Annotated in this window: 20 protein-coding genes; 4 read left to right on the forward strand and 16 right to left on the reverse strand. The window is 59.0% G+C overall.

The genetic code is table 11. The annotated features are described in order from the left end of the window. The 3 genes from addB (at position 1) to trxA (ending at position 6,889) form a co-directional block, all read left to right on the forward strand. On the forward strand, positions 1-2,970 hold the full coding sequence (gene addB / locus ACFO5Q_RS13070) for a double-strand break repair protein AddB (protein ID WP_068143322.1): 2,970 nt from the start codon (positions 1-3) through the stop codon (positions 2,968-2,970). Next, the gene (gene addA, locus ACFO5Q_RS13075; protein ID WP_068143323.1) at positions 2,963-6,406 is read left to right on the forward strand and encodes a double-strand break repair helicase AddA; all 3,444 of its coding nucleotides are present in this window, start codon (positions 2,963-2,965) and stop codon (positions 6,404-6,406) included. The genes addB and addA overlap by 8 nt, the downstream gene beginning before the upstream one ends. Positions 6,407-6,490: 84 nt before the next feature. Next, positions 6,491-6,889 carry a thioredoxin gene (gene trxA, locus ACFO5Q_RS13080; protein ID WP_331709186.1) on the forward strand — a complete coding sequence of 133 codons (399 nt, stop codon included), beginning with the start codon at positions 6,491-6,493 and terminating at the stop codon, positions 6,887-6,889. Positions 6,890-7,055: 166 nt separating this feature from the next. Here trxA and ACFO5Q_RS13085 read toward each other — a convergent pair whose 3' ends face one another. The 10 genes from ACFO5Q_RS13085 to ACFO5Q_RS13130 form a co-directional block, all read right to left on the reverse strand. After that, positions 7,056-8,375 carry a bifunctional folylpolyglutamate synthase/dihydrofolate synthase gene (locus ACFO5Q_RS13085; protein ID WP_156431840.1) on the reverse strand — a complete coding sequence of 440 codons (1,320 nt, stop codon included), beginning with the start codon at positions 8,373-8,375 and terminating at the stop codon, positions 7,056-7,058. Between the two features lie 64 nt (positions 8,376-8,439). Continuing rightward, a complete protein-coding gene (gene accD, locus ACFO5Q_RS13090) occupies positions 8,440-9,312 on the reverse strand; it encodes an acetyl-CoA carboxylase, carboxyltransferase subunit beta (protein ID WP_068143327.1) in 873 nt (290 codons plus the stop codon). A 47-nt stretch (positions 9,313-9,359) separates the two neighbouring features. Continuing rightward, positions 9,360-10,187 carry a tryptophan synthase subunit alpha gene (gene trpA / locus ACFO5Q_RS13095; protein WP_068143329.1) on the reverse strand — a complete coding sequence of 276 codons (828 nt, stop codon included), beginning with the start codon at positions 10,185-10,187 and terminating at the stop codon, positions 9,360-9,362. Between the two features lie 3 nt (positions 10,188-10,190). After that, positions 10,191-11,399 carry a tryptophan synthase subunit beta gene (gene trpB, locus ACFO5Q_RS13100; RefSeq protein WP_068143331.1) on the reverse strand — a complete coding sequence of 403 codons (1,209 nt, stop codon included), beginning with the start codon at positions 11,397-11,399 and terminating at the stop codon, positions 10,191-10,193. 36 nt (positions 11,400-11,435) lie between these two features. Then, positions 11,436-12,080: a phosphoribosylanthranilate isomerase gene (locus ACFO5Q_RS13105; protein WP_068143333.1), complete on the reverse strand. Its 645-nt coding sequence runs from the start codon at positions 12,078-12,080 to the stop codon at positions 11,436-11,438. Between the two features lie 43 nt (positions 12,081-12,123). Continuing rightward, the gene (locus ACFO5Q_RS13110; protein WP_068143335.1) at positions 12,124-12,957 is read right to left on the reverse strand and encodes a crotonase/enoyl-CoA hydratase family protein; all 834 of its coding nucleotides are present in this window, start codon (positions 12,955-12,957) and stop codon (positions 12,124-12,126) included. Between the two features lie 76 nt (positions 12,958-13,033). Further along, positions 13,034-14,530 carry a hypothetical protein gene (locus ACFO5Q_RS13115; protein ID WP_068143336.1) on the reverse strand — a complete coding sequence of 499 codons (1,497 nt, stop codon included), beginning with the start codon at positions 14,528-14,530 and terminating at the stop codon, positions 13,034-13,036. A gap of 91 nt (positions 14,531-14,621) precedes the next feature. Then, positions 14,622-15,263, reverse strand: coding sequence for a B3/B4 domain-containing protein (locus ACFO5Q_RS13120; protein ID WP_068143339.1), 642 nt, complete (start codon positions 15,261-15,263; stop codon positions 14,622-14,624). Between the two features lie 88 nt (positions 15,264-15,351). After that, positions 15,352-16,005, reverse strand: a complete 654-nt coding sequence (locus tag ACFO5Q_RS13125) for a TVP38/TMEM64 family protein (RefSeq protein WP_068143342.1) — start codon at positions 16,003-16,005, stop codon at positions 15,352-15,354. 1 nt (position 16,006) lies between these two features. After that, positions 16,007-16,741: an SDR family oxidoreductase gene (locus ACFO5Q_RS13130; RefSeq protein WP_068143345.1), complete on the reverse strand. Its 735-nt coding sequence runs from the start codon at positions 16,739-16,741 to the stop codon at positions 16,007-16,009. An 80-nt stretch (positions 16,742-16,821) separates the two neighbouring features. Between ACFO5Q_RS13130 and ACFO5Q_RS13135 the strand changes: the two genes are divergently transcribed. Continuing rightward, a complete protein-coding gene (locus tag ACFO5Q_RS13135) occupies positions 16,822-17,361 on the forward strand; it encodes a Crp/Fnr family transcriptional regulator (RefSeq protein ID WP_068143347.1) in 540 nt (179 codons plus the stop codon). Here the strand turns inward: ACFO5Q_RS13135 and ACFO5Q_RS13140 are convergent. From ACFO5Q_RS13140 to ACFO5Q_RS13165, 6 genes are all read right to left on the reverse strand, one after another. Continuing rightward, positions 17,358-18,152, reverse strand: a complete 795-nt coding sequence (locus ACFO5Q_RS13140; protein ID WP_068143349.1) for a formyltransferase family protein — start codon at positions 18,150-18,152, stop codon at positions 17,358-17,360. The genes ACFO5Q_RS13135 and ACFO5Q_RS13140 overlap by 4 nt on opposite strands. Further along, positions 18,152-19,507 carry a DUF4910 domain-containing protein gene (locus ACFO5Q_RS13145; protein ID WP_068143351.1) on the reverse strand — a complete coding sequence of 452 codons (1,356 nt, stop codon included), beginning with the start codon at positions 19,505-19,507 and terminating at the stop codon, positions 18,152-18,154. The genes ACFO5Q_RS13140 and ACFO5Q_RS13145 overlap by 1 nt, the downstream gene beginning before the upstream one ends. Positions 19,508-19,632: 125 nt before the next feature. Then, entirely contained in the window at positions 19,633-20,535 is a 903-nt protein-coding gene (locus tag ACFO5Q_RS13150; RefSeq protein ID WP_068143353.1) for a hypothetical protein, read from the reverse strand. 106 nt (positions 20,536-20,641) lie between these two features. After that, entirely contained in the window at positions 20,642-22,858 is a 2,217-nt protein-coding gene (locus ACFO5Q_RS13155) for a 3-hydroxyacyl-CoA dehydrogenase NAD-binding domain-containing protein (protein ID WP_068143355.1), read from the reverse strand. A 24-nt stretch (positions 22,859-22,882) separates the two neighbouring features. Then, complete coding sequence (locus ACFO5Q_RS13160; RefSeq protein WP_068143357.1) at positions 22,883-24,088, reverse strand: acetyl-CoA C-acetyltransferase; 1,206 nt, start codon at positions 24,086-24,088, stop codon at positions 22,883-22,885. Positions 24,089-24,118: 30 nt separating this feature from the next. Next, the gene (locus ACFO5Q_RS13165; RefSeq protein ID WP_068143359.1) at positions 24,119-25,912 is read right to left on the reverse strand and encodes an acyl-CoA dehydrogenase C-terminal domain-containing protein; all 1,794 of its coding nucleotides are present in this window, start codon (positions 25,910-25,912) and stop codon (positions 24,119-24,121) included. Positions 25,913-25,950: the final 38 nt, after the last annotated feature.

Here is a 25,950-nt window from a genome sequence, read left to right on the forward strand (position 1 = left end):
ATGGCTGATCGCGACCCCACTATTTTCACGGTTGATCCCGCCTATCCCTTCGTGGATGCGCTCGCAGCGGGCCTGATCAGCCGCGCAGGCGGGGACCCTACAGCGCTCGCGGACATGACAGTGTTGGTGCCTAACCGGCGGGCCGGGCGGTCGCTCCGCGAAGCCTTCCTGCGCCAGCTTGGTCAGAAGCCCACGCTCCTCCCCGCCATGCGCCCGATCGGCGATGTGGACGAAGACGAAATCACTTTCCTTGGGGCTGGCTTGGGCCTCGACCCATCTGACCTTAAGCCCGCCATTGGTGGCACGCGGCGACAGGTTCTCTTGATGCAGCAGGTGATGCGCTGGATTGCGCTCAAAGGCGAGCGGCTCGCTCCCGCACAAGGCTGGCGTCTGGCCGGCGAGCTTGCCAAGCTGATGGACAGTATCGACACGGAAGGCCTGTCGTTTGACGGCCTCAAGGACCTGGTGCCCGAAAATCTGGCGCACCACTGGGAAGATACGCTCGCCTTCCTCAAGATTGTGTCAGAGCACTGGCCTGCGATCCTCGAGGCAGAGGGTGCGATGAACCCGGCGGCCCGGCGCGATGCCATGCTGGATATTGTCGCTGAAGCCTGGGCCCAGCGCCCGCCTGTTGGGCAAGTGTTTGCGGCCGGTTCCACGGGCTCGATTCCGGCAACAGCGAAGCTTCTCTCAGTTGTCGCGCGGATGCCGAACGGGGCGGTGATCTTGCCGGGGCTGGACCGCGACATGCCCGACCGCGCCTGGGACGCCATCGATGCCACGCACCCGCAAGGCGTGCTGAAAAGCCTGCTTCTTACCATGGGCGCAAATCGGCACGAGGTAGCCCACTGGCCTGTGCCCAGTCTGCCTGTCGGGCCGAACCGGGGGCTCCTTCTCAGGCACGCGTTGCTGCCTGCCAAGGAAACCGATGGCTGGCGGGGTCTTGGCCTCGCGGATGCTGATGACCCCTTCGCGGGCCTGAAGAAACTGGTGGCGCCCACGCGCCGCGAGGAAGCCGACGCCATTGCGGTGATGATGCGTGAGGTTCTTGAAGAGCCATCAAAGACCGCGGCGCTTGTGACGCCTGACCGGGCGCTTGCCCGCATGGTGCGCGCCAGCCTGTCGCGCTGGGGCATTGAGGTGGACGATTCCGGTGGTGACCGGGTGCTGAACACACTGCCCGGTCGTTTTATGGGGCTTTTGGCATCTGCCGCATCTGAACAGTTTTCGCCTGTTGCGCTGCTCTCGCTCCTGCAGCATCCGTTTGTCGCTGTGGGGCTGGATCGCCCGGCGTTCCTTGCGAGCCTCCGGCGGCTGGATACCTTTGTTCTGCGCGGCGTGCGGCCGGCGGGTGGCCTCCATGGCCTGATGGCCCGTGCCCGCGTTGTGGCCCAGGACACTAAGGCTGGCTTCAACGACGATGACATTGCGGTGCTTGAGTGCGTGATCAAGGCGCTTGCGCCGCTTGAACAGGGCCTCGCGGAAGAATTGCCGCTCGATGCGCTGCTGCGCCGCCATGTGGGTGTGGCCGAAGCGCTTGCCTCGACCGAGGCTGAAGCTGGCGAAGCCATCCTGTGGAAGGGCGAGGAAGGCCAGGCGCTGGCGGATGCGCTGGCGGACCTGATTCAGGAAACAACGCCAGTGACCGGTGTGATGGCAGACGGCTATGCCGCCCTGTTCGATGAACTGCTGGCTGGCGTCAGCGTGCGGCCCGTGTGGCGCCAGCACCCGCGCCTGTCCATTTGGGGGACGCTGGAGGCCCGTCTGCAGCGGGCTGACCTGATGATCCTTGGCGGTCTCAATGAAGGCACCTGGCCGGGCGAGGTGAAGCCCGAGCCCTGGATGAACCGCCCGATGCGGGCAGAGTTCGGCTTGCCGCCGCTTGAACGCCGGATTGGGCAGTCTGCCCACGATTTCGTGCAGGCGGCTTCAGGCGGTGATGTGGTGCTGACGCGCGCGGAAAAAGTGGGCGGCGCGCCAACGGTGCCAAGCCGCTGGCTGTTCCGTATTGAAGCCCTCGCAGGCCGCGAGGTCCCAAGTGCAGGGCCTTATCTTGATTGGGCGGCAGCGCTTGACCGCAGCGCGGTGGTGACACCCTGCCTGCCGCCGCGGCCTACGCCGCCACTGGATGCGCGCCCCTCCAAGCTTTCGGTTACACAAGTGGAAACCTGGATGCGTGACCCATATGGCCTTTATGCGCAGAAGGTGCTGGGCTTCCGCCCGCTTGACCCGGTGGACGACCGACCGAATGCAGCCACCAAAGGCACGCTGCTTCATGAGGCGCTTGAACGCTTCCTTCTTGAAGACGGCCCCACGCGCGGTGATGCGGGGCTCAAGCGCCTGATGGAAGTAGGCCGTAAGGTGTTCGAAGACGTCCTGACCATGCCCACGGTTTATGCTTTTTGGTGGCCGCGGTTCGAGCGTATTGCCGACTGGTTCGTGAAAAATGAGGCCGAGCGCGCGGAGCTTTATGACGTGGCAGCGGTGGAAAGCTGGGCAGAGGCGAAGCTGCCGGGCGCCGATTTCACGCTGATCGCCAAGGCAGACCGGATCGACCGCCGGCGGGAAGGCGGCGCGCTGACCATCATAGACTATAAAACCGGCAACATTCCCACCAAACGCCGCATGGAAGCGGGCTTCGCGCCCCAGCTGCCGCTTGAGGGCTGGCTAGCTGAGCGCGGCGCGTTCGAGGGCGTGGACGGGACAGAGGTTGAAGACCTTGTGTTCTGGGAACTGAAGGGCGGGGAGCCGGTGCAGAAACAGCACCGCCCCATCAAAGACGTGCCGGATATTATTTCGGACGCGGAACAAGGCTTAACCGGCCTGGTGAAAGAGTTCTCGAAGCCCACGACACCATATCTTTCCAACCCGCGGCCCAAGGAAGCCGGTTATGGCGACTATGACCATCTTGCGCGGGTGAAAGAATGGCGTAACGCCGATGATCCGTTCGGGGGAGGCAAAGATGGCTAAACCCCGCATGACGTTTGAACAGGCGCGTGCCACGCACCCGGAACTGACAGCCTGGGTGGGCGCATCTGCCGGAACGGGCAAGACCCACGTTCTGACCGCCCGCGTGCTTCGGCTGATGCTGACGGGTACAGACCCTGAAAACATCGTCTGCCTGACCTTCACCAAGGCTGCGGCAGCGGAGATGAAAAACCGTATCTTCGAGGAACTCGGGCGCTGGACCCTGATGGCCGATGACGTGCTGGCCGCAGAGATCAATCGCCGTACCGAAGAATACCCGGACGCTGACATGCTGACCCGCGCGCGTCAGCTGTTCGCAAAGGTGCTTGATCTGTCTGGTGGACTGCAGATCCAGACGTTCCACAGCTTCTGTCAGGCGCTTCTGGGCCGTTTCCCGCTGGAGGCTGGGATGGCACCGGGGTTCGAGGGCATGGACGAAGCGGACGCCGCAGAGACCATGGCGTCGGCCAAGGACCAGATGCTGGCTTACACCCAGACGCCAGCTGGCGCGGCGGTCAAGAAGGCGCTCGACAAGGTCGCGGGGCTGGTAACGGAAAACACCTTCGATGAGGTGATCGAGCGGCTGTCGTTCGAAGCCTCCACCCTCCGCCGTGCGGAGCAGGCATACGGCAGCATGGGGCTGGTGCCCGCCCTATACCGCGCGCTTGACCTGACGCCGGGAGAAACAAAAGCCGCAGTGCTTGAGGCGGCGATAGCGGACGACGCGTTCGACCTTGGGGGCATGCGCACTATCGGGCCGGTTCTGCTTGCAGGCAGCAAGACGGAAGCGAAAGCAGGGGAAGCGATCACCGCATTCACGGCAGCGGAAGGGGACGCGCGCAAAGCATTGTTTGATGACTATGCGCTGGCCTTTCTGACTGCCACCGGTACGCCCCGCGCCCGGATCGCGGTCAAGAAAACGCTAACAGACCATCCCGAGTTTGAAGCGATCATTGAGAAAGAACAGACGCGCCTCATGCGCGTGACGGACCGTATGGCACGGATCGAGGCGGCAGAGGCCACAACGGCGCTGTTGCAGCTTGGGCTCGCGCAGCTTGGGCGCTATCACGATATCAAGTCTGAGCGCGGGCTTGTGGATTTCGACGACATGATCGACCGCACGGTGGGTCTTCTGAGCCGCGGGGACGTGGCGCCGTGGGTGCTCTTCAAGCTGGACGCGCAGGTGGACCATATATTGGTTGATGAAGCGCAGGATACCAACCGCGACCAGTGGCGGGTGGTGGAGGCGCTGGCGGCTGAGTTTTTCTCAGGCGAGGGCGCGCGTGACCGGGATGTGGTGCGCACCATCTTTGCCGTGGGGGACGCCAAGCAATCGATCTTTTCTTTCCAGCGCGCCGACCCGCGCGAGTTCGTTGCTGCGCGCGACCGGGTGTTCCACCGTGCCTGGCAGGCGGAATGCGAGGCCGAACCTGTACCGCTTAATCTGTCGTTCCGCTCGGGTGGTGCTGTACTGTCGCTTGTGGATGCTGTGTTCCACCGGGAAGCAGACGCGTGGCACGGACTTTCCGCGGACCTTGAGCATGTGGAACACCAGTTTATCCGTTCTGGCCATGGCGGCCTTGTGGAGCTGTGGCCGCTCGAGGCACCAGCCGCGGATAATGAGGGCGACGAGGAAGCCACATGGGTGCCGCCTACCGTTCAGGAACAGGCAGATGACGCGGAAGGCCGCACGGCCTGGCGCATCGCCCGACGTATCAATGACATGATCCGCAACCGTGAGATTCTGGAAGCGCAGGGCCGCCCCATTGAGGCAGGCGACGTGCTGGTGCTGGTGCGCCGCCGGACGGCGTTTGTCGACCATCTGGTGCGCGCGCTCAAGTATCTGGGCGTGCCGGTGGCGGGCCGCGACCGGATGGTGCTGACGGACGAGCTGCCGGTGATGGACTTGCTCGCGCTGGCGCACGCGGCGCTTCTGCCCACCGATGACCTGACGCTGGCGACCGTGCTCAAAAGCCCGTTCGTGGGCTTCGATGACGACTTGTTGTTTGATCTCGCTTACGGCCGTAAGGGTGCCTTGTGGCACGCGCTCCAGAAGAAAGCGGGGGAGAGGCCGGAGTTCGCCCGTGCACTGAAGTTCATGCAGGACGTGGTGAAGGGCGCGGATATCCTGACGCCGTTCGAGTTTTTCTCTCATGTGCTCACTGACCTGGGCGGTCGGAAAAAGCTGACATCCCGTCTCGGGGAAGAGGTGCATGACCCGATCGATGAACTTCTGGAGGAAGCGCTGCGGTTCGAACACACGCAGGCCGCCAGCCTGCAGGCCTTCATTCACCGGGTGGAGCATGGCGGCACCCAGATCAAGCGGGATATGGAAGCTGCGGGCGGTGCCGTGCGCATCATGACAGCCCACAGCGCCAAGGGCCTTCAGGCGCCGATTGTGTTCCTCTCGGACCTTGTGAGCATGCCGGATGTGAGCCGTGACGGACGCGTGCTGCCCTTGGAGGCAAAAGACCCGGATATGCCGCCGCTATTGCTGTGGACATCGCCTGCCAAGAACCTGGCGATCGTTGAGGAGATGAAAGCGGCGCTGAAGGAGAAGCAGGTTCATGAATATAGGCGGCTTCTTTATGTGGCGCTGACGCGCGCCGAGGACCGGCTTTATATCGCGGGCTGGCAGGACAGGCGGGAGCCGAACGAGCACAGCTGGTTCAAGGCCATCGAGGCCGGTTTTGAGCGCATCGGGGCGGAGGACGTGACGCTTGCGGACGGGCGTGAGGTGAAGCGCCTGACGGTCGAGCAAACTGCCGAAGTGCCACCCGCGAAGGCGAAAGCAAAAGCAGACGCTGTGGCTGCGCTGCCGGATTGGATCACGCAAAGAATGCCCGATGAGCCTGATCCGCCGCGACCGCTGGCGCCCAGCCGCCCGGACGAGGACGAACCTGCCGCCACAAGCCCGACTGCGCGCGGTGACGGCAAGCGGTTCGAACGCGGACGCTTGATCCACACACTGCTAGAGTGGCTACCTGACATGCCTGTGGATACCCGGGCAGACGCCGCGAAAGCCTATCTGCGGCGCTCGGGCGGCTTGCCCGAAAGCGATGTGGATGCCTTCTGGGGCGAGGTGGAAAATATCCTGAATGATCCGGTCTTCAGCCCCTTGTTTGCACCAGGCAGTCGCGCCGAAGTGCAGGTGGCCGGCAGCGTGGGCAGCCGCATCATTTCTGGCCAGGTGGACCGCCTTGTGGTGACCGAATCAGATGTGCTGATTGTCGACTATAAGACCAACCGCCCGCCACCGAGGGATGCCGCGGGTGTGGCGCCAATTTACCTCAAGCAGATGGGGCTCTATAAAAGGGCACTCGAGGGCATATACCCTGGGCGCACGGTCCGTACTGCCCTTTTGTGGACGGACATCGCGCTTCTGATGGAACTCAGCAAAACCCAGATGGATGAAGCACTTAATACCATGGGGCTTTAGCCCATATCTGGTTTGTTTTCACGACCGTGTTACTAAACCTTGACCCCGCGCGGGCCTGTTCTTACGTTAGCTTTCAAGCCGCCAGTGAGGCGGACAAAAGAGGCAACATTCCGCTCGGGCCTTGTAGCGTTCCGGCCCGGCGAGCAAAAGAAAGAAGACAGAGTTATGGCGACTATCACCATCACCGACGACAATTTTGAAGCTGAAGTGCTGAAATCCGACAAGCCAGTTCTGGTTGATTTCTGGGCGCCATGGTGCGGCCCCTGTAAAATGATCGGCCCGGTTCTGGAGCAGATCTCCGGCGAGCGTGACGACATCGTGATCGCGAAGATGGACATCGACGAAAACCCAGAGACGCCAACGTCTTTCGGTGTGCGTTCGATCCCAACCATGCTGATCTTCAAGGGCGGCGAAGCCGTGGCGACCACCATGGGCGCCAAGCCGAAAGCCCAGCTTGAGCAGTGGATTGACAGCGCGCTCTAAGCGTTCGCTTCATCGAGACTTGAGAAAGGCGCCCTATCAGGCGCCTTTTTTTGTTGCGGAAGGCGTCACCCTGAACTTGTTCCAGGGTCCATTGCTTTAGGTGTCAGCGCGGAAGACGAACTGTATGGATACTGAAACAAGTTCAGCATGACAGTTTTTATCCTATTTAGCTCGGCAGGATGCCTGCTTCGCGAAGCACCTGGCCCGCGAGATAGAGCGAGCCTCCGATCAGGACAAAAGGCGGGCGTTCGTCCTGGGCCTTTTCACCCGTCATCTTGAGCGCCGCTGTTACGTCCTTGGCCACCAGTCCATTGATGCCTGCGTCGGTAGCCGCACCCGCAAGGAAGCCGGGTTCCGCGGCACCCGGCTCACCCGGGATCGGCACGGCGATCACTCGGTTGACGATGCCCGAAAGGGGCTTCAGGTAGCCCTTGGCATCCTTGTTCCCGAGCATACCAAGGATCAGAATGATCTCGCGCTCCACCGGGTCCACTTCTGATAGGAACGACCGGATCACTTGCCCTGCCGCCGGGTTATGGCCACCGTCCAGCCACAGGTCATGGCCTTCCGGCAGCATGGCGTTAAGCGGGCTGTTCTTGATCTCCTGGAGGCGCGCTGGCCAGCGCACCCAACCAAGCCCCGCCTTGATTGCGGCATCGGGGATGGTGATGGCCTGTTGCGCGTGCGCAAGGGCAATGGCCATGCCCGCGTTTGTCACCTGGTGTTCGCCCACAAGGTTCGGCATGGGCAGGTCAAATTCGCTTTTCCAGTCACCATAATTGAAGCCGTCACCGCGTGGTTTGATGCTGGCCTGCCAGTCACGCTCAAAAAGTTTCGGCTGTACGCCTTTTTTCTCGCACACGCCCAGGATGGTCCTTGCTGCTTCACCCATTTGTGGGCCAACGACCGTGGGGACGCCTTCCTTGATGATGCCGGCTTTTTCAAACGCGATTTTGGCGAGCGTGTCGCCCAGGAACTGTTCGTGATCCATGCTTACGGGCGTGATGCCCACGGCGGCAGGCTTTGCCACGACATTGGTGGCGTCAAGACGCCCGCCAAGGCCGACCTCGAGGATGCAGAGGTCTGCCGGCGTGCGCGCGAACGCAAGGATGGCAGCGGCAGTGGTCACTTCAAAGAAAGTGATCGGGTCTTCGCCGTTCGCTTGCTCGCATTCTTCCAATAGTTCCGTCAGCGCGTCTTCGGAAATCAGCTTGCCTGCAACACGGATGCGCTCTGCGAACCGAACCAGATGAGGGCTGGTGTAGACATGCACCCGGTGCCCGGCGGCCTCGGCAATCGCGCGCAGGGTAGCGGTGGTGGAGCCCTTGCCGTTTGTGCCGGCGATATGGATCACGGGTGGCAGCTTGTCCTGCGGGCGACCAAGTCGTTCGAGCAAGCGTTCCATGCGGCCAAGCGACAGGTCGATCTTCTTGGGGTGCAGGCGCATCAGGCGCGCCAGAACAGCATCGCTGGCCGATGTATCCACGAATGGGCTCCCTAAAGAAAGGCCGCCTGGCTGGATGCCGGCGGCCGGTCAAGACTTACAAAATTTATTCGGCGGCCTTTTTCTTATGCCGCCCGCCCATCAGGAGGCGGATCATAGTACCCAGCTTTTCGCCCAGCTCATGCCGGTGCACAACCGCGTCCACCATGCCGTGTTCCTGCAGATATTCTGCTGTCTGGAACCGTTCCGGCAGTTTCTCACGGATGGTTTGTTCGATTACACGCTGGCCTGCAAAACCGATCATGCAGCCCGGCTCAGCGATCTGAACGTCGCCCAGCATGGCATAGGATGCAGACACGCCACCTGTTGTCGGGTCTGTCAGCACAACAATGTAAGGCAGGCCCGCGTCGCGGAGCATCTGGATCGCGACCGTGGTGCGCGGCATCTGCATCAGGGAAAGAATGCCTTCCTGCATGCGTGCGCCACCCGAGGCGGTCATCATTACATATGGCGCGCCGATCTTCAGTGCATGGCGAGCGCCGGCAATGATGCCTTCGCCCACGGCCATGCCCATGGAACCGCCCATGAAGAAGAAGTTCTGAACCGCGACGACAACCTGTTCGCCGCCGATCTTGCCCACAGCAACCTTGATGGCATCTTCATCGCCGGTTTTCTTGCGCGCGTTCTTGAGGCGCTCGGAATATCTTTGCGTGTCGCGGAACTTCAGCGGGTCCTGCGTCACGTCTGGCAGGTCGATAAGATCGTAGGTGCCATGATCGAAAAGATTGTCGAACCGGTCGGTGGGCGGTACGCGGTCGTGATGGTCGCAGTGCGCACACACATATTGGTTGGCGACAAATTCTTTCTGGAAGATCATCTGGCCGCAGCTTTTGCACTTGTGCCAAAGGTTGTCTGGTGTTTCCTTTGGGTTCAGTACTTTTTGCAGCTTCGGTTTTACATAGTTGGTGAGCCAGCTCATGCGTCTCAACCCCTTCTCTTATCTGCCTTTTTGGCGCTTGGCGCCCTTCAGCCTTTTGTCCCGGCCCGCACACCTTCTGCGAGTTTCCCGGTAAAGTCCAGCACGTCCTTGACCATACCCTCTTTCGGCATGTGGGTGTCATCGAGCCCGGTTTCAATCAAGGAGACGATTGCGGACCCGACCACAGCCCCATCCGCCACGCGGGCGATGGCTTCGGCCTGTTCAGGCGTGCGGATACCGAATCCGACGGCAACTGGCAAGTCTGTATGTGACTTGATACGCATTACCGCCGATTCGATATCATCTGCCGTAGCAGATTTGCCGCCCGTCACGCCGGCTACGGCTACATAATAGACGAATCCGCTCGCGCCATCCAGTACTGTAGGCAAACGGGCGTCATCGGACGTTGGTGTGGCAAGGCGGATCACGTCGATCCCGGCCGCATTTGCGGGCAGGCGAAGCTCCTCATCTTCCTCGGGCGGCAGGTCGACGACGATCAGCCCGTCAACGCCCGCGGCGGCTGCGTCCGTGCAGAATTTTTCGGTTCCATAAGCATAAATGGGGTTGAAATAACCCATCAGGACAATCGGCGTACTGTTGTCGTCTTTGCGAAACTCACGCACGATTTCAAGGGTCCGATTCATGTTTGCGCCAGCCTTCAGCGCGCGCTGGGCCGCTTTGTCGATTGCTGGGCCATCGGCTGACGGGTCGGTGAAAGGCATCCCCAGTTCGATGATGTCGGCACCTGCGCCGGGCAGGCCTTTCACGATTTCCATCGAGGTCTCATGCGTTGGATCACCGGCGGTTACGAAAGTAACGAAGGCAGCGCGTTTTTCTGCGGCCATGCGCTCAAAGCAATTTGAAAGTCTGCTCATGCTTTAAATCTCCGCACCCAGGGCGTCTGCCACTGTGAAGATGTCCTTATCGCCGCGACCAGACAGGTTCATGACGATGATATGGTCCTTTGGCAGGTCTGGCGCCATGCGGATGACTTGCGCCAGCGCGTGGCTGCTCTCGAGCGCTGGGATGATGCCTTCCGTGCGGCACAAAAGCTGGAAAGCCTCAAGCGCCTCATCATCGGTGGCGGAAACATAGTTCACCCGGCCCGCTTCATGCAGCCACACATGCTCCGGCCCGATGCCAGGGTAATCGAGCCCGGCCGAGATCGAATGCGCTTCGGTGATCTGGCCGTCATCGTTTTGAAGCAGGTACGTGCGGTTACCGTGCAGGACCCCGGGTGTGCCACCGGCGATGGAGGCAGCGTGCTTGTCTGTATCCAGGCCGTGGCCTGAGGCCTCGACCGCATACATCTGCACGTCCGGATCATCAAGGAACGGGTGAAACAGCCCCATGGCGTTCGAGCCGCCACCCACACAGGCCACAAGGCTGTCGGGCAGGCGGCCTTCCTGGGCTTGCAGCTGCTCGCGGGTTTCGCGGCCGATAATGGATTGGAAATCGCGTACCAGCATAGGGTAGGGGTGCGGGCCCGCCACTGTACCGATGATATAGAAGGTGTCATGCACATTGGTGACCCAGTCGCGGAGCGCATCATTCATCGCGTCCTTCAGGGTCGCGGAGCCGCTGGTCACCGGTTTCACCTCTGCGCCCAACAGCTTCATGCGGAACACATTCGGCTTCTGGCGCTCGATGTCCACCGCACCCATGAAGACAGTGCATTCAAGGCCGAAGCGGGCGGCCACGGTGGCGGTGGCAACGCCGTGCTGGCCCGCGCCAGTTTCGGCGATCACGCGGGTCTTGCCCATGCGTTTCGCCAGCAGTACCTGGCCGATGGCGTGGTTGATCTTGTGCGCACCGGTGTGGTTGAGGTCCTCGCGCTTCAGGTAAATCTTGGCGCCGCCCAGATGCTCGGTCAGGCGCTCAGCAAAATAGAGCGGGTTCGGACGGCCAATATATTGGCGGTTCAGTTCGTCCAGCTCGGCCAGATAATCCGGGTCCTTGATGGCGTCGCGGTATGCCTTTTCCACCTGGTGCACCAGTGGCATCAGGGTTTCCGAGACATAGCGTCCACCGAATTTTCCGAAGTGACCCTTTTCATCAGGGCCGGTACGATAACTGTTAAGCGACATTGGTACGTCCTAACTCACATAAAACCACCGGAAACCCTACCTTACGGCTTTCGCAGCACTAAGGAAGGCTTCAATTTTCTCACCGGACTTCTTGCCCGGCGCATCTTCAACGCCCGAGGAGACATCCACGGCGTGGGCACCACTTTCCTGAACCGCCTGCCGGACATTCTCTGGCGTCAGGCCACCTGCCAGCAACCAGGGGTACGGCAGGTCCCTGCCCGACAGCAGGTTCCAGGGGAAGCTGTGCGCGTTGCCGCCCGGGCGGTCAGACCCTTTCGGCGGCTTGGCATCAAACAGGATCGCGTCCACGTGGGGGGCGAACATGTCAGCCTGATCGATATCCTCTGCCGTTGATACCCCGATTGCCTTGATGATTGATACGCCAAGGCGGTTCTTCAGGATCAGTGCCTCATTGGGGTATTCGTCGCCGTGCAGCTGCACCCAGTCCAAATCCAGCGCGTCGCAGGCATCCTCAATGAAATCATGATCCGCGTTAACGAACAGGCCCACCCGTTCAGTTGAGGACGGCAGCTGACGGCGCATGGCAGCAGCGTCCTTGAGCGTCAGGTTCCGGGGCGACTTATCGAAGAAAACAAAGCCAAGCCAGCGGGCGCCATAAAAGGCTGCCAAGTTGGCGTGTTCAGGCTTTGTAATGCCGCAAATCTTTACCGAAACAGACATGCCCCATGGGTTCCTCAAAACCGGCGTGGGGCAGGGTGCGCCCTTAGGCCGGATCGTCGCTTTTCATCAGATCGTCGAATTCCACGCTTTGGCGCGTCAGCGCAGCCGTTGCGGCCTTCATCAGATCTTCGCCAAGGAGCATCCCGCTGTTCCAGGTGGCGACATAATCAAGGCCGTCCGCAACCGAATGATCCCGTGCATGATTGAGTACAGCTTTTGTGCCTGCAACCGCAAGAGGACTTTTGGAAGCAATTTCTTGCGCGATCCGTAAGGCCTGCTGGTGCAAGTCGTCACGGTCTTTCGCGATATGATTGAGGAAACCTAACCTGTGGGCTTCGTCCGTGTGCATCTTGCGGCCCGTGTAGGCCAATTCCTTGACGATGCCGAACGGGAGCACGTGCGGGGCACGCTGCAGCGTGCCCACATCCGCCACGATTCCCACGTTGATTTCCTGGATGGTGAAATAGGCGTCCTCAACCGCCAAACGGATATCGCAGGCGGTGATCACATCCACGCCCGCGCCGATGCAGGCACCGTGGACAGCGGAGATTACAGGCACGCGGCAAGTGTCAATGGCGGTGAAACAGTCCTGCAGCCAGAGGATATGACGGCGGAGCTTTTCACGGATGCGCGCGGGGTCGCCTTCTGTTGCCCCCAGCACCGCGCCGCTTTCCTTCAGGTCCAGCCCAGCGGTGAAATGCTTGCCGTTGCCGGACAGGATCACTGCCCTTACGGAAGGGTTTTCATCAAGCTCGCGGAAGGCTTTGCCGATCTCGCCGAACATGGTGCCGTTCATGGCATTAAGCTTGTCTGGCCGGTTGAAGGCCACATGGGCGATATGGTCCTTGATCTCAACAGTGATGGTTTCAAACGTCATGCGTGGCTCCTCCCGGCTGTTCTGCTCCATTATATTGGGCGAAACAGCCGGGGGGCCACCTTGCTGCCGTGATTTTTTACCGGTAGAGCGCGACCAGCTCTTCGAAGCTTCCGGCCTTGGCCATATCCTTGCCGATGCGGCCTTTCTGGAACCAGTTGTTCGCGAATTTGCGGGCCTTTTTGTCTTTGATGTGCATATCCAGATGGTCTGCGACAGACTGCATATCGGCATAGCCGACGCTCAGGTCCGCGCGCATACTGCGCACCAGGGCGAAGAACTCGTCGCGGCCGAGGAGTTCATCTAATACATTGAAGGTAAGTGTGCTGACGGTATTGATCTTGCTGTCAAATCCTTCAACTGCATACTCGGTCAAAGGTGTCTTTGAAAACATTGGGTCTTTGGACGCGAATTCTCTGACGGATCTGTAAGCGCCTTTTCTCAAGTGCGGGAGGGCGACCTCTTCATTCAGTCGAATCTGAAGATACCGATCAATCCCAACAGCCCAATGATCCTGCTTGCCTCTTGGGTTCAAACGCCATAGGTCGATCAAGTTTGATCGTACAAATCCTTCGGACAGGTGACCAGTGACACCATTGGCCTGAAAGATATCGTCTGTATTGTCTTCAATTGGATGGACCCGTCCTGTTTTTTGCGCCAAATCAGGGACATTGATCTGATCCAGAGTTAGCAGGGCAAGGCCGGTGTCGCGCGGGTGTTTAAATCCATCGGGGATTTCGGCGATTGTAAGGTGTTTGGAATTTGGCAGTGGACCCAGAATATTCGACAGGCTCGATATTTCCCTTTCCAGAGATACGGCCACAGCTGCTGCAGATGATTGGTCCATAGTCATATACGCCAGGCTTGCCGCTGGTTGCGGCATGAACTTATAAGGCCCTATGGCGAGTGTCATCAGGCCGGTGGGTTGCTCGCTTTTCATTTCGAACTTGGTGATGTCGCCATCGGTGGTTTTCTGGGCAATCTTCAGGTTGCCGACCACGGAGTTCAAGCCGGGCACGTCAAGGAAGGCGACCTGATAAAAGGGTTTGTGGGTCCACGCCTCTTGGATGGACAACCTATCTGCGTCTGCGAACACAGGATAGCCGAAGCTTTGGGCGCGGATCATGGTGAAATCTGGGTGCAGCGTTTCCTTGACCCCCACGAGGCCGGTCTGCGAGAGGTCCTGCAGATACCCGCGGTAATGCACTACGATCTCCAAGCGGCTTTCACCCTTGCGCAGCGATTTTGGCAGGGTCACCTCGGCGACGTTCAGCTCTAACGGACGCATACCCGTTGCGGACGCAACCCGGCTGGTCAATTTGAGCGTCTTGCCGCCTGGACCCACAACTTTGTCGAATTGCAGGCCGGGGTTGAGAAGGAGGGAGATCTTGCTTACCGGCGTGTCGCCAATGTTGCGGAAGCTGACCTGATAAGCCCCCACCATCTGGCCGTCAGGTGCCTCTTCCGCGAAATGGAACTTGGCCACCAGTGTGGCGTTCAGAAGCTCGATATCGCTTTCCGCCCTGGCGCTGACAGCCCCCAGCAACAGCAACAATGCCCCAACCAACAATCGCATGATGTTCCCCAACTTCATTAACGTAATAGAATAACATAATGATAATTGGAGGGAAGGATCAAGCTAAAAAATGCGGGTGGTTGCCCTGGGGTCAGTCCGGTGCGCAGAAACGGGTGATCAGCGTATCGCCGATCTCGGCTGCCGCTTCCACGTGCGCGATATCGATATTCAGGCCAAAAAGCACCATTACGATGTGCGTGGTGTCTTCCGTCACCGCCGTGCGGGCGCTGTCGGAAAAGGGGGTGCCGAAGGGGCCTTTGTCGTCCTTCAGGACCGGTAGGCCCTCAAGGTTGATCGGCCCGCGGCCGATGCCTTCGTATGTGTCGCCTTTCGCACCGATGGTCAGCGTCATATCGCCATCGATTTTGGCGGTGTCATAGATGCCGATCGGGATGCCGGTCATCAGCGACACAAGGTTGCCGCTGTCGACCACATTATTGACCTGATATAAGGGCTTGCCCGCGATCACTCGGCGGGTCAGGGATTCAGATGACGGGCGGTAGCGGCTCGGGTCCTTGCCGCAGGCCTTGAAGGCGGCTCGCACGTTCGCGATCACCGGGTCGCTCGCCGCCGCTTCGCCCAAAAGTTCCTGCAGCCGCATCTCTGCGCCGTCCTCAATGGAGGTAACAAGGCCCGGCGGTGACGGCCGCACAGCGACATCATAATCAAGCGCGCCCACATGGACGGCAAAACCAAGTTCCTGAAACCGGGGATCGATGGATAGCTGCGGCATAATATACTCCCTGACTACCTCCATCTTAACGGGCGGTTTCCGTAAAGGCCATAATCTCCGCAGCACAAATTTCCGGCCGCGTGTGGGCTCAGATTTTGGCCCATATCCGCCGGTGAAAATAGAACCAGGCGCCCCAAAGGGTGGCCGAGAGCGTAAGCGCGGCATAGATGGCGGGCATGGGGTCATCCACCGTGCTGACTGAACCGGCATAGGCCGCGATCAGGCAATAGGGGACGGTGCCCAGCCACCATGCTGTCAGGAAGCGGCTGAAGCGCATCCGCGTGATACCCGACATGCAGGCTGACACTTCCGGGATGATGGGCATGGCGCGCCCGATCAGGATCATCAGGAAACCGTGCTTCTGGAACATGTCCTTGGCTTCAGCCACTTGCTGTGGGTTTCGGGCAATGCGCGCGAGAAGCTTGTCGCCATACAGGCGGCTCAGGCCGTGGCCCGCTATGCCTGCCAACGTCAGGCCGGTGATAGACGCCATGCTGCCGACGCCAAAGCCCAGAAAATAGCCCGCGAGCAGGCATAGCGTCAGGGTTGGCATGGCGATGAACAGGTCTGCAAACAAAAGGGCGGCGATGATGGCGGCGACAAGGCCCGGCGACAGGTTCGAGGCGGCATCAAGCCAGCCTTCGATCTGCGCGACAGAAAGAATGCCAGTGGCTTTCAGCACCACAAATGTTGATGCGAAGGCGAGCGCCAGCATCAGGAATATTTTCACAAGGGCTGCCATGTCATGCTCCCTTCAGGATGCGTGCGGCCAGTGCCGGGCTCAGGCGGCGGATGAACATCAGCAATTTCACTTTGCCAATGAAGTTGTCCGGAGTCCCGCGCTCAAGCCCCTTTAGGATGCCCTGCGCGGCCTCCAACGGGGATATCTTGCCGCTGCCCCGGCCTGTGGTCATGGCCGTGTCAACAAGGGGCAGGAAAGCCTGCTGAATCTCAACCCCCGTGTCTTCAAGCTGATACCTCAGCGACTGCGTCAGGATGTTGAGCGCGCCTTTGGTGGCGCAGTAAACAGCAGAGCTTTTCTTTGGTACCAAGCCGAGGGCTGAGTTGATATTCAGGATGCGGGCGTCTCCTGCGGCCTCAAGGCAGGGCAGCAGGCCATGGATCAGGTAGCAGACGCTGGTGAAATTGGTCGTGACCTCTTCCGCGATGGATGCTGGGTTGAAACCCGGGTCCGTGAACAGGGGCGTATGCTGGATGGCGGCATTGTTGATCAGGACATCAATTGGCCCCAAAGTTTGCAGGTGCTTGATTGCGGCGCGCAAGGCCTGAAGGTCTGTAAGGTCGGCGCGGATGGTCGTAACATTTGGCGCGGCCTGTGCCAGTTTCTGAAGTTTCTCTTTGCTACGGCCCAGTACGATCACCTGGTTTTCATGGCAGAGCATCTCCACAAGCGCGCGCCCCACGCCCGACGTGCCGCCCGTGACCAGAATCCGCTTATCCTTCAATTGAAATTGCATTTTCGCCTCGCTTGTTCCTTATTTGTGTGCGGACCATAAGGCGCGGCCAATGGGGCGGCATTAACCTGGGTTAAGAGGCGATGGATTTTTCCGAATTCCTGAATGAGCATGCAGAGACGCGCCAGTTTGTGCGGGGTGACCATGTCTTTCGGCAGGGCGACGCGGACCGCAGCCTTTATTTCGTGAAGGCGGGTTTCCTCAAGGCCTATTACCTGACAGAAAGCGGTGGGGAGCAGATCAAGTCTTTCATGGATCAGGGCAAGGTGATCGGCAGCCTGACGGCAGCGGTTGCGGCGGAACCCAATACCTTCAGCCTTGTGTGCCTTGAGGATTGCACATTGATGCGCTTCTCTTTTAGTGCCCTGCGTGAGAAGGCAGCGCATTCGCCCGCATTATCAGACATGGTGACCGGCCTGCTCCTGGAACTTGCGATGAAGAAAGAGCGCCGGGAATATGAACTTCTGTGCCTGTCGGCCGAGGAACGCTACCGACGCCTGCTAAAGCGCATGCCTGAGCTGACGTCACGCGTGCCCCAGCAGGACATCGCGCTTTATCTTGGCATCACGCCTGTGGCCCTTAGTCGGATCAAGAAGCGGCTTGCTGAACGGGGCGCGACTTAAAGAGGCTGGCGATGCAGGCTCGGCGCGCGCTGTTCGATCTTGCCGTCTAGATACATATCGACAATCCGATCACCGTACACTTCATAGACCATCCTAAGGTGTTCGGGCCTCCAATCTCCGGATGGCCAAAGCTTGCCGGATGTCTTGTGGTCTTTTTTGGCAATCTCGTGCCCGGCCGCGAGGCGCGCGACAAGCGCAGGCAGGTCGGCTGCCAGGCTCAAAACGGCGCGACAGGCCAGGTCATGCAGGCCATCGCCGCGAACCAGTTCGGCGACGCATTGGTGAACTACGGCACCAGCGTCCAGTTGGTTGGTCAGATCATGCAGTGTCATGCCGGTCATCTGCGGCTCCAGCATGTAACTGGGCCAGAAATGAGTAATAGCGCCCTTGTACCAGGGGGACAGGCCGCCATGGATGTTCCAGCGCTCGCTCGTGGCACAAGCCAGCGTTTCGTCCGACAGCTTGTGGCAGCCATAGGACAACAAGAGATCGGGTGCCTGCTTCTTGATGAAAGCCTGCACTTCTTTGCTATTACAGTCGGCCGGGTCAATGGACATCAGCGGCACATCGGGCCATTCGGCCAGGCCGTAGAACTTTTCTTCGCTGGCGATATGGCGTTCGAAATGCGTTCGGTACAGGGCCTGCAGGTCGGGTGCGAGATCTTCCGGCGGCTCCGGCAGGAACAAGGCGCGCTCCTCGCGAATGATGGCTGCCAGGTGGCCGGTGGCGGCTAGGGTGCGAGCCATGAAGGCGTGACGCCTGTGATTGCCGGTGAAGAAAACGATTTTCATCAGACAGGGTCCTTCTGGTGATAGGAAATCAGCTTTTCTTCTTCCAACCGTTCAATGATGCCCTTCAACTCGCCAATGCTGCAACCGCACTTGTCGGCAATTTCCGCAAGGGAGGTTTGCCCGTCCGCCATATTGAGAACCCACAGAAGCCGCTCCAGGCTGGTTCGACCGTCTGACAAGGCATCGTTTGAATCCGATCGTGTCTTTTCGGAATTCATGTTGGGGTAGAGATTACGTTTCCCAAGCTGTGGTTCGCCAAAAGGCGAATGATTGACCGGGTTGCCAGCAATCTCACCAAGTGACAGGAAGTGTTCTAGCGCGTCAACGCTTTCCACAAGATTGTCGATGCCCATGAAGTCTTTGGTGTCGTGCGAATTGTGGTAGCCGTCATAAAATCCATATGCTGCGCGTGCCACCTGTCCCATCGGCAGGTTAAAGCCGGGCGCACAATATTGCCGTTCATCACTGCCGCCGGTGGGGGTGAAATCCATATAGCTGAATGGCAAAGGGCCTTCTTCTTTCCCATTCGTGAAGCGCATGGCCAACGAATCAAAAAGGCTGTTGCCGCGTCGGCTGGCCTTATAGCGCAGGCCGGGTGCGCCGCCGCCGATACAGGTCACAATCAGGCCCGCTTCCAGCTTTTCCCGAAGGTGGTTGTGATAATCATAGAGGAAGCAAAGAGACCCGATGGTCTCTGGATTTAGCACGAAGCGATAGCTATAGCGCCGCTTGGGCCAAGCCTTGATGCGGCGATAGAGTGCGAGAAGCGTCAGCGGACCGCTCAGCTCATTGTTGGCCAGCGACGGGTGGCACAGATAGCTTGTCAGCATGATTTCCCTGTCGCTGTCGCCGGGCAAAACGCACGTGGCGTAGGGAACGCCGCCGTCCTTGAAGTCGCTCTCGATCAACACACGGTACTGGCCGGGCTGCAACGATTGCCGCGTCTCGTGGCTCATGCAAAAGCCCCAGGTGCGCTTATAGTAGCTTGTCACATACGGGATGGCGTCGGGAAGATCGGGCAGGCTGTGGAGATGCGGCTCTAGTTCTTCAAGGCTGAAGGTGCCGTCCACCGGCTCCGCATAGTTCACGACCGACAGGTTGTTCACCTCTGTGTCGCATAGAAGCGTGCCGTCGGGCGCCCAAAGGCGGGCTCGCTTGCAGTGCCACTCAGGCGGCACCGTCCAGTCGAACACCTCCGAACCGGTAGGAATCTTTTTGACTTCCAGGGGCATAAATTGCCTGAAATAGTCGATGGACGCCTCAATTCCCGGCCCGGTGATCGAACGGAAAAGCGGAAAAAGGTGGTCGAAACTCTGGTCAAGGAGGTCGAAATCCGTCTGAAAGCGGTCAAACATGCAAGAAGCCTACACTCAAATTTCTGAAAAATATGGTTTTCTTCGATCTAAAGCTCAGCAAGCACCATGCCAACGATGTCGTAAGGTCAAAACAAACAACTAACAGGGCTGTCCTTCCCTAGGGCTCACTTTGTCTGAATGGCGGCCAAAAACTCAGAGAAATGGGGCCGATTATGCTGGTATGTACCGTTTATCCCCATATATGCGACGCCGATAACGCCATTCGATGTAGGCCAAGATACAAATTCTTTGTGCAAAGCTGTGGCCTCATCCAGAATATGATCGCTGGTAAGTGGTGTGCTTGGGATTTTCAGTTTGGTTGTCCCAGCGGACATTCCAAATTGCTGCGTCCAGAAAGACTTGAACTTTTCTTCGTCAGAATCTGCGGTGTAGATAAGCATCAGGGTCGCTTGTGAATGCCCGTCTTTGCCTTCATGGTGCGCCGAGCCCGTGGATATAATCGCCAATTGGGTCTGTTGGCCATTGTTGGCTGTGAAATCGCGCAAGTCGCCAACCATAAAATAGTAAGGAACTCGCGTATGCCATGCTCCTGTTTTGGAGCCAACTTGAAGCATGCCATTTTCAAAGGTGAGAGTGAATGAATCTGGTACATGGCGAGAAGAGGGGATTGGTCCCATCTTCAATGGCTTGACTGCTTCATAAACCATAGACCCACCATAAACACCTAACCGCTCCGCCCATGAAAAGAGCGTGGCCAATATAAGGTCCGGTTCGCCTATTGGTGCGGTTGCAACCCCGCCATATTGGTTCTTATTGTGAGAATTGATCAGGTAATACAGGTGTTCACGAATTTGGGGTAGGCGATCTTCTGAGATTCTATCAATGTTTGCGTTGAGCCAATTATTGAGTTTCGCTGTGTAAACTGCGACCTCGGCCTCAGAATAAATTGCTTTGAGCGGTGTTATAGCTGTGTAGTTAATTTGTTCTAGCGAGGCAGGGTTTTGTGTCGCGGTGGCGGGCGAGTTTGTGATCAGAAAACCGGCGATCAGAAAGAGCAAGAATTTCATTATTTCCCCCATGGTTTCCAGCACGCTAACAAAAAGGGGCCGCCTAAGCGACCCCTTTGATACTCGATACAGCGCCAGAAACTGACATTTAACTGGCTGATCTGTTTTACGCAGCCTTGGCCGGGATTTTCCCGCGGCTGTCGCCCTTCGTGTAGAAGGTCTCGCCCTTGTCGGCCATGTCGCGCAGAAGCTGCGGCGGCGTGAAGCGGGCACCGTAGGCTTGCGCCAGGCGGTCGGCTTCTGCCACGAACTCATCCACGCCCATGGTGTCGATGAAGCTGAACGGGCCGCCGGTGAAGGGCGCGAAGCCCCAGCCGAAGATGGCGCCGATGTCGCCCGAGGCCGTGTCGCGCAGGACGCCTTCCTCGAAGCAGCGCGCGCATTCAACAGCCATGCGCACCATCAGGCGGGATTTCACCTCGTCAACGCTTGGCTGGTCGTCCGCCAGCGGGAAGTGCTCGGCAAGGCCAGGCCACAGGTGCTTGGGGCTACCGTCGGTCGGATAGTCATAGGCACCCTTGCCGTTCTTGCGGCCGAAGCGCTCCAGCTTTTCCACCATGGTTTCAACGAACCCGTCAGCAGGGCTTGGGACATATTTGTCGCCAAGGGCTTTCCTTGTCGCCATGCCCACTTTGTAGGAAAGGTCGATCGCCACTTCGTCGCCAACCGCCAGCGGGCCAACCGGCATGCCGGCCATCTTGCCTGCGTTCTCGATGAGCGCCGGGTTCACGCCTTCCTTGACCATCGCATAGCCTTCCTGCACGTAGGTGCCGAAGCAGCGGCTGGTGTAGAAGCCGCGGCTGTCGTTCACGACAATCGGGGTCTTCTTGATCTGGGAGACATAATCGAGCGCGAGCGCAAGCGTTGCGTCGTCGGTCTTTTCACCCATGATGATCTCAACAAGCGGCATTTTGTCCACCGGCGAGAAGAAGTGAATGCCGATGAACTGGTGCGGGCGGGTGAAGTTTTTCGCCAGGCCCGTGATCGGCAGTGTGGAGGTGTTCGAGGCGAACACTACATCCTTGCCGATAACCGCTTCGGTCTTTTCCGTAACGTCCTTCTTGATGTCTTCGGCCTCAAACACGGCCTCGATGATCAGGTCGCAATCCTTCAGGTCGTCGTAATTGTCGGTCGGGATGATGCGCTCAAGAAGGGCGTCGCCCTTTTCCTGGGTTACCTTGCCGCGCTCCATGCCTTTCTTGACCAGGTTGCGGCTATAGTCCTTGCCTTTTTCAGCAGCGGCCATGTCGCGGTCCAGAAGCACCACTTCCATGCCGGCTTTTGCGGAAACATAGGCAACACCTGCGCCCATCAGGCCCGCGCCCAGCATACCAAGGCGCTTCACTTTCTTGCGCTCAAACCCAGCGGGGCGGAGCGAACCCTTTTCAACGGCCTGCTTGTTGATGAACAGGCTGCGGATCATGTTCGGTGCCACAGGGCCCGAGAGGAGCTTCATGAAATATTTGCTCTCGATCCGGATTGCGGTGTCGAAATCAACAATGCCTCCTTCATAAAGGCACGAGAGAATCGCTTCCACAGCTGGGTAGTTGTGCTGTGTCTGCTTTTGCGCCATGGCGTTCGCGCCAATGAAGGTCTGAACGGCCGCCGGGTTCATGGCACCTGCACCGCCCGGATATTTGAAGCCTTTCTTGTCCCATGGGGCAAGCGCGGATGGCGTTTTCTTGACCCATTCCTTGGCCTTAGCGACAACCTGGTCGGTGGGCACCATTTCCTGAACGATGCCAAGGCCCATGGCGATCTGGCCATTATATGGCTTGCCGGTGGTGATGGCTTGCGCCGCTGCCTGAATGCCCGTCAGGCGTGGCAGGCGCTGAGTGCCGCCAGCACCAGGCAGCAGGCCAACCATCACTTCTGGGAAGCCAAGTTGCATGGCAGGGGTGTCGGAGATCACGCGGTGGTGGCAGGCAAGCACCAGCTCGAACCCGCCGCCGAGCGCGAGGCCGTTCACGGCTGCTGCGAAAGGCTTGGTGCCTTCCTTCATCAGTACCTTGCGGTCTTTGTCGCCAGTTTCCATTTTGCGGAAAATTTTGTTCAGACGGAAAGCGTTCTCAAACGCCTGCTCAGGCGTCTGGTTGGCGTCCGCGCTGCCGAGCATATTGAGGTCAGCGCCAGCGAGGAACGCATCCTTGCCGGAGGTGATTACAGCGCCCTTGACGTTTTCGTCGGCCAGCACTTTGTCCACACACGCGTCCAGATCTTCAATGAGTTGCGCGTTGAAAACATTCATGTTGGCGTTTGGCAGGTCGATCGTCAGAAGCGCGATGCCGTCGCCGTCTACTTCATAGCGGATGGTCTCAGTCATTGGTTTAAACTCCCCTTGCGCTTCTTAAACACGTTCGATGATGGTTGCGGTGCCCATGCCGGCGCCGATGCAAAGTGTTGCGAGCGCGGTGGATTTGCCGGAGCGCTCCAGCTCATCGAGAACCGTACCCAGGATCATTGCGCCGGTCGCGCCGAGCGGGTGGCCCATGGCGATTGCGCCGCCGTTCACGTTGATGTCGCTATGGTCGATATCCAGCGCTTCCATGAAACGCAGAACAACAGACGCGAAGGCTTCGTTAAGCTCCCACACATCAATATCGGATTTGTCCATGCCGGCGCGCTTAAGGGCTTTCTGGGCCGCGAATTCAGGGCCTGTCAGCATGATAGTTGGCTCAGAGCCGATAGACGCCATTGAACGGATGCGGGCACGAGGCTTCAGGCCGAACTTCTCCCCCATTTCCTTGCTGCCGAGAAGGATAGCAGCGGCACCGTCCACGATGCCGGAAGAGTTGCCCGCATGATGCACGTGGTTGATGCGCTCATACTCAGGGTATTTCTGTAGGGCCACATTGTCGAAGCCGAACTCGCCCATCTGCACGAAGCTTGGCTTCAGGGCGCCAAGGCTTTGCATGGTTGTCTCTGGGCGCATGAACTCGTCATGGTCCAGCACAGTCATGCCGACAACGTCCTTGACCGGCACGATGGACTTGGAGAAACGGCCTTCGTCCCAAGCCATTTTCGCACGCTTCTGGCTTTCAACAGCATAGGCATCTACGTCATCGCGGCTGTGGCCGTATTTGGTGGCGATAAGGTCAGCCGAAACACCTTGCGGTACGAAATAGCTGTGGAAAGCGACAGATGGGTCAACTGGCCATGCGCCGCCGTCGCTGCCCATAGGCACGCGGCTCATGCTTTCGACACCGCCGCCGATGGCCATGTCGGCCTCGCCTGACATGATTTTTGCGGCCGCGATGTTGGTTGCTTCAAGGCCAGAGGCACAGAAGCGGTTTACCTGAAAACCAGCTGTCGTCTCAGCGTAACCTGCGTTGATCGCGGCAACGCGGGCGATATCCGCCCCTTGCTCACCTACAGGGGAAACACAGCCAAAAGCGATGTCATCCACATTTTCAGTGTCGATCTCGTTCCTGTCACGCACCGCCTGCAGAACCTGTGTCGCCAGCTGGATCGGTGTGATTTCGTGAAGGCTGCCATCCTTGCGGCCACGGCCCCGTGGCGTCCTGACGGCATCATAAATATAGGCTTCGGTCATTTTGGATTAACTCCCCTTGGATCCCTATGCTTAGAAGTTCGCTGCGTCGAGCGCCATGACGTCGTCGGCGCCAGTCTCAAGCTCAGCGAGCAATGCTTTGATCTCTGGCATGCGGCGCTTCATATAGTAGCGACCCGTGGCCAGCTTGTTCTCATAGAAGGTAGGATCGGATGTGCCCGCGTCCAGCGCATCAGTGGAAACTTTTGCCATCTGGGTCCACATCAGGCCCAGAAGCACATGACCAAAGAGGTGCATGTAAGGCGTGGAGGCGGCCCCGGCATTGTCCGGGTTGGCCATGCCGTTTTGCATCAGCCACATGGTGGCTTGCTGAAGGTCTTTCAGGCCAGAGCCAAGCGCGTCAGTGAATGGACGCAGGCGGTCGTCGCCCTTGGCGCTTTCGCGGATTTCACCGGCATATTTGAAGAAGGCCTGCATCGCGCGGCCACCGTTGGCTGGCAGCTTGCGGCCCACCAGGTCAAGCGCCTGGATGCCGTTTGCGCCTTCATAGATTTGTGCAATGCGGGCATCGCGCACGAACTGTTCCATGCCGGTTTCAGCGATATAGCCATGGCCACCAAAGATCTGCTGGCTGGACACGCAATACTCAAAGCCGCGGTCGGTGAAGACGCCTTTGATGATTGGCGTCAGGAGGCCGATCATATCGTCCGCCCATTGGCGCTCTTCTTCGGTTTCGGCCTTGTGCACAAGGTCAACGAGCAAGCCACACCATAGGCTGGCGGCGCGGGATGCCTCATTGAACGCCTTGGCGTTCATCAGCATGCGGCGCACGTCAGGATGTACGATAATCGGGTCCGCCGGGCCGTCCGGGTTCTTCGGCCCCGTGAGCGAGCGGCCCTGGATGCGGTCGCGGGCGTATTCAACAGCGTTCTGGTAGGCGACTTCAGAGTTCGCAAGGCCCTGCATGCCAACGCCGATCCGTGCTGCGTTCATCATGATGAACATGGACTTCAGACCCTTGTGCGGCTCGCCGATCAGATAGCCTTCGGAGCCCTCATAGTTCAGAACGCACGTGGAGTTGCCGTGAATACCCATCTTTTCTTCGATGGAGGCCACATTCACATTGTTGAATTCACCCGGCGTACCGTCTGCGTTCAGCTTGTATTTCGGCACAATAAAGAGGGAGATACCCTTCACGCCCTTCGGGGCATCGGGCAGGCGCGCCAGCACCAGGTGGATGATGTTTTCCGCCATGTCGTGGTCGCCGGCGGAGATGAAGATTTTCGTGCCGGAAATGGCGTAGGAGCCATCTGCATTGGGCTCGGCTTTGGTGCGCAGCATACCCAGGTCGGTACCGCAGTGCGGTTCCGTCAGGTTCATGGTGCCGGTCCATTCGCCGGTGATCATTTTCGGCAGGTAGGTCTGTTTCTGTTCGTCCGACCCGTCGATGCTGATCGCAGCTTGCGCGCCGGCGGCCAAGCCTGGATACATGGCAAAAGCGTGGTTCGAGCTGATCATCATTTCTTCAAAGCAGAAGCCCAGCACATGCGGCATGCCCTGACCACCATATTCAGGGTCAGACGTCAGGCTTGGCCAGCCGTTCTCAATGAACTTCTGATAGGCTTCCTTGAAACCCTTGGGCGTGGTGACAGAGCCGTCTTCATGACGGGTGCAGCCTTCGCGATCGCCGGAATAATTGAGCGGCTGAAGCTCGTTCTCACAGAATTTGGCGCCTTCCTCAAGGATGGCGCTCACAAGGTCTGGGGTCGCTTCCGAATAGCCCGGCAGGTTGGAATATTTGCCGATATTCAGCACTTCATTCAGGATGAAGAGCTGGTCTTTCACAGGGGCGCGATAGATTGGCATTTTAGGTCCTCAACTATGTTGTGTGTTCTGATGAATCG

Origin of the sequence: Kordiimonas lipolytica (assembly GCF_042651265.1) — a bacterium.
Taxonomy (GTDB): domain Bacteria; phylum Pseudomonadota; class Alphaproteobacteria; order Sphingomonadales; family Kordiimonadaceae; genus Kordiimonas; species Kordiimonas lipolytica.

Bases quoted from the DNA above. Each gene is read 5' to 3' on its own strand.
- addB (WP_068143322.1), top strand. From the start codon at position 1: ATGGCTGATCGCGACCCCACTATTTTCACGGTTGATCCCGCCTATCCC.
- addA (WP_068143323.1), top strand. From the start codon at position 2,963: ATGGCTAAACCCCGCATGACGTTTGAACAGGCGCGTGCCACGCACCCG.
- accD (WP_068143327.1), bottom strand. From the start codon at position 9,312: ATGAGCTGGCTCACCAACTATGTAAAACCGAAGCTGCAAAAAGTACTG.
- trpA (WP_068143329.1), bottom strand. From the start codon at position 10,187: ATGAGCAGACTTTCAAATTGCTTTGAGCGCATGGCCGCAGAAAAACGC.
- trpB (WP_068143331.1), bottom strand. From the start codon at position 11,399: ATGTCGCTTAACAGTTATCGTACCGGCCCTGATGAAAAGGGTCACTTC.
- ACFO5Q_RS13105 (WP_068143333.1), bottom strand. From the start codon at position 12,080: ATGTCTGTTTCGGTAAAGATTTGCGGCATTACAAAGCCTGAACACGCC.
- ACFO5Q_RS13110 (WP_068143335.1), bottom strand. From the start codon at position 12,957: ATGACGTTTGAAACCATCACTGTTGAGATCAAGGACCATATCGCCCAT.
- ACFO5Q_RS13115 (WP_068143336.1), bottom strand. From the start codon at position 14,530: ATGCGATTGTTGGTTGGGGCATTGTTGCTGTTGCTGGGGGCTGTCAGC.
- ACFO5Q_RS13120 (WP_068143339.1), bottom strand. From the start codon at position 15,263: ATGCCGCAGCTATCCATCGATCCCCGGTTTCAGGAACTTGGTTTTGCC.
- ACFO5Q_RS13125 (WP_068143342.1), bottom strand. From the start codon at position 16,005: ATGGCAGCCCTTGTGAAAATATTCCTGATGCTGGCGCTCGCCTTCGCA.
- ACFO5Q_RS13130 (WP_068143345.1), bottom strand. From the start codon at position 16,741: ATGCAATTTCAATTGAAGGATAAGCGGATTCTGGTCACGGGCGGCACG.
- ACFO5Q_RS13135 (WP_068143347.1), top strand. From the start codon at position 16,822: ATGGATTTTTCCGAATTCCTGAATGAGCATGCAGAGACGCGCCAGTTT.
- ACFO5Q_RS13140 (WP_068143349.1), bottom strand. From the start codon at position 18,152: ATGAAAATCGTTTTCTTCACCGGCAATCACAGGCGTCACGCCTTCATG.
- ACFO5Q_RS13145 (WP_068143351.1), bottom strand. From the start codon at position 19,507: ATGTTTGACCGCTTTCAGACGGATTTCGACCTCCTTGACCAGAGTTTC.
- ACFO5Q_RS13150 (WP_068143353.1), bottom strand. From the start codon at position 20,535: ATGAAATTCTTGCTCTTTCTGATCGCCGGTTTTCTGATCACAAACTCG.
- ACFO5Q_RS13155 (WP_068143355.1), bottom strand. From the start codon at position 22,858: ATGACTGAGACCATCCGCTATGAAGTAGACGGCGACGGCATCGCGCTT.
- ACFO5Q_RS13160 (WP_068143357.1), bottom strand. From the start codon at position 24,088: ATGACCGAAGCCTATATTTATGATGCCGTCAGGACGCCACGGGGCCGT.
- ACFO5Q_RS13165 (WP_068143359.1), bottom strand. From the start codon at position 25,912: ATGCCAATCTATCGCGCCCCTGTGAAAGACCAGCTCTTCATCCTGAAT.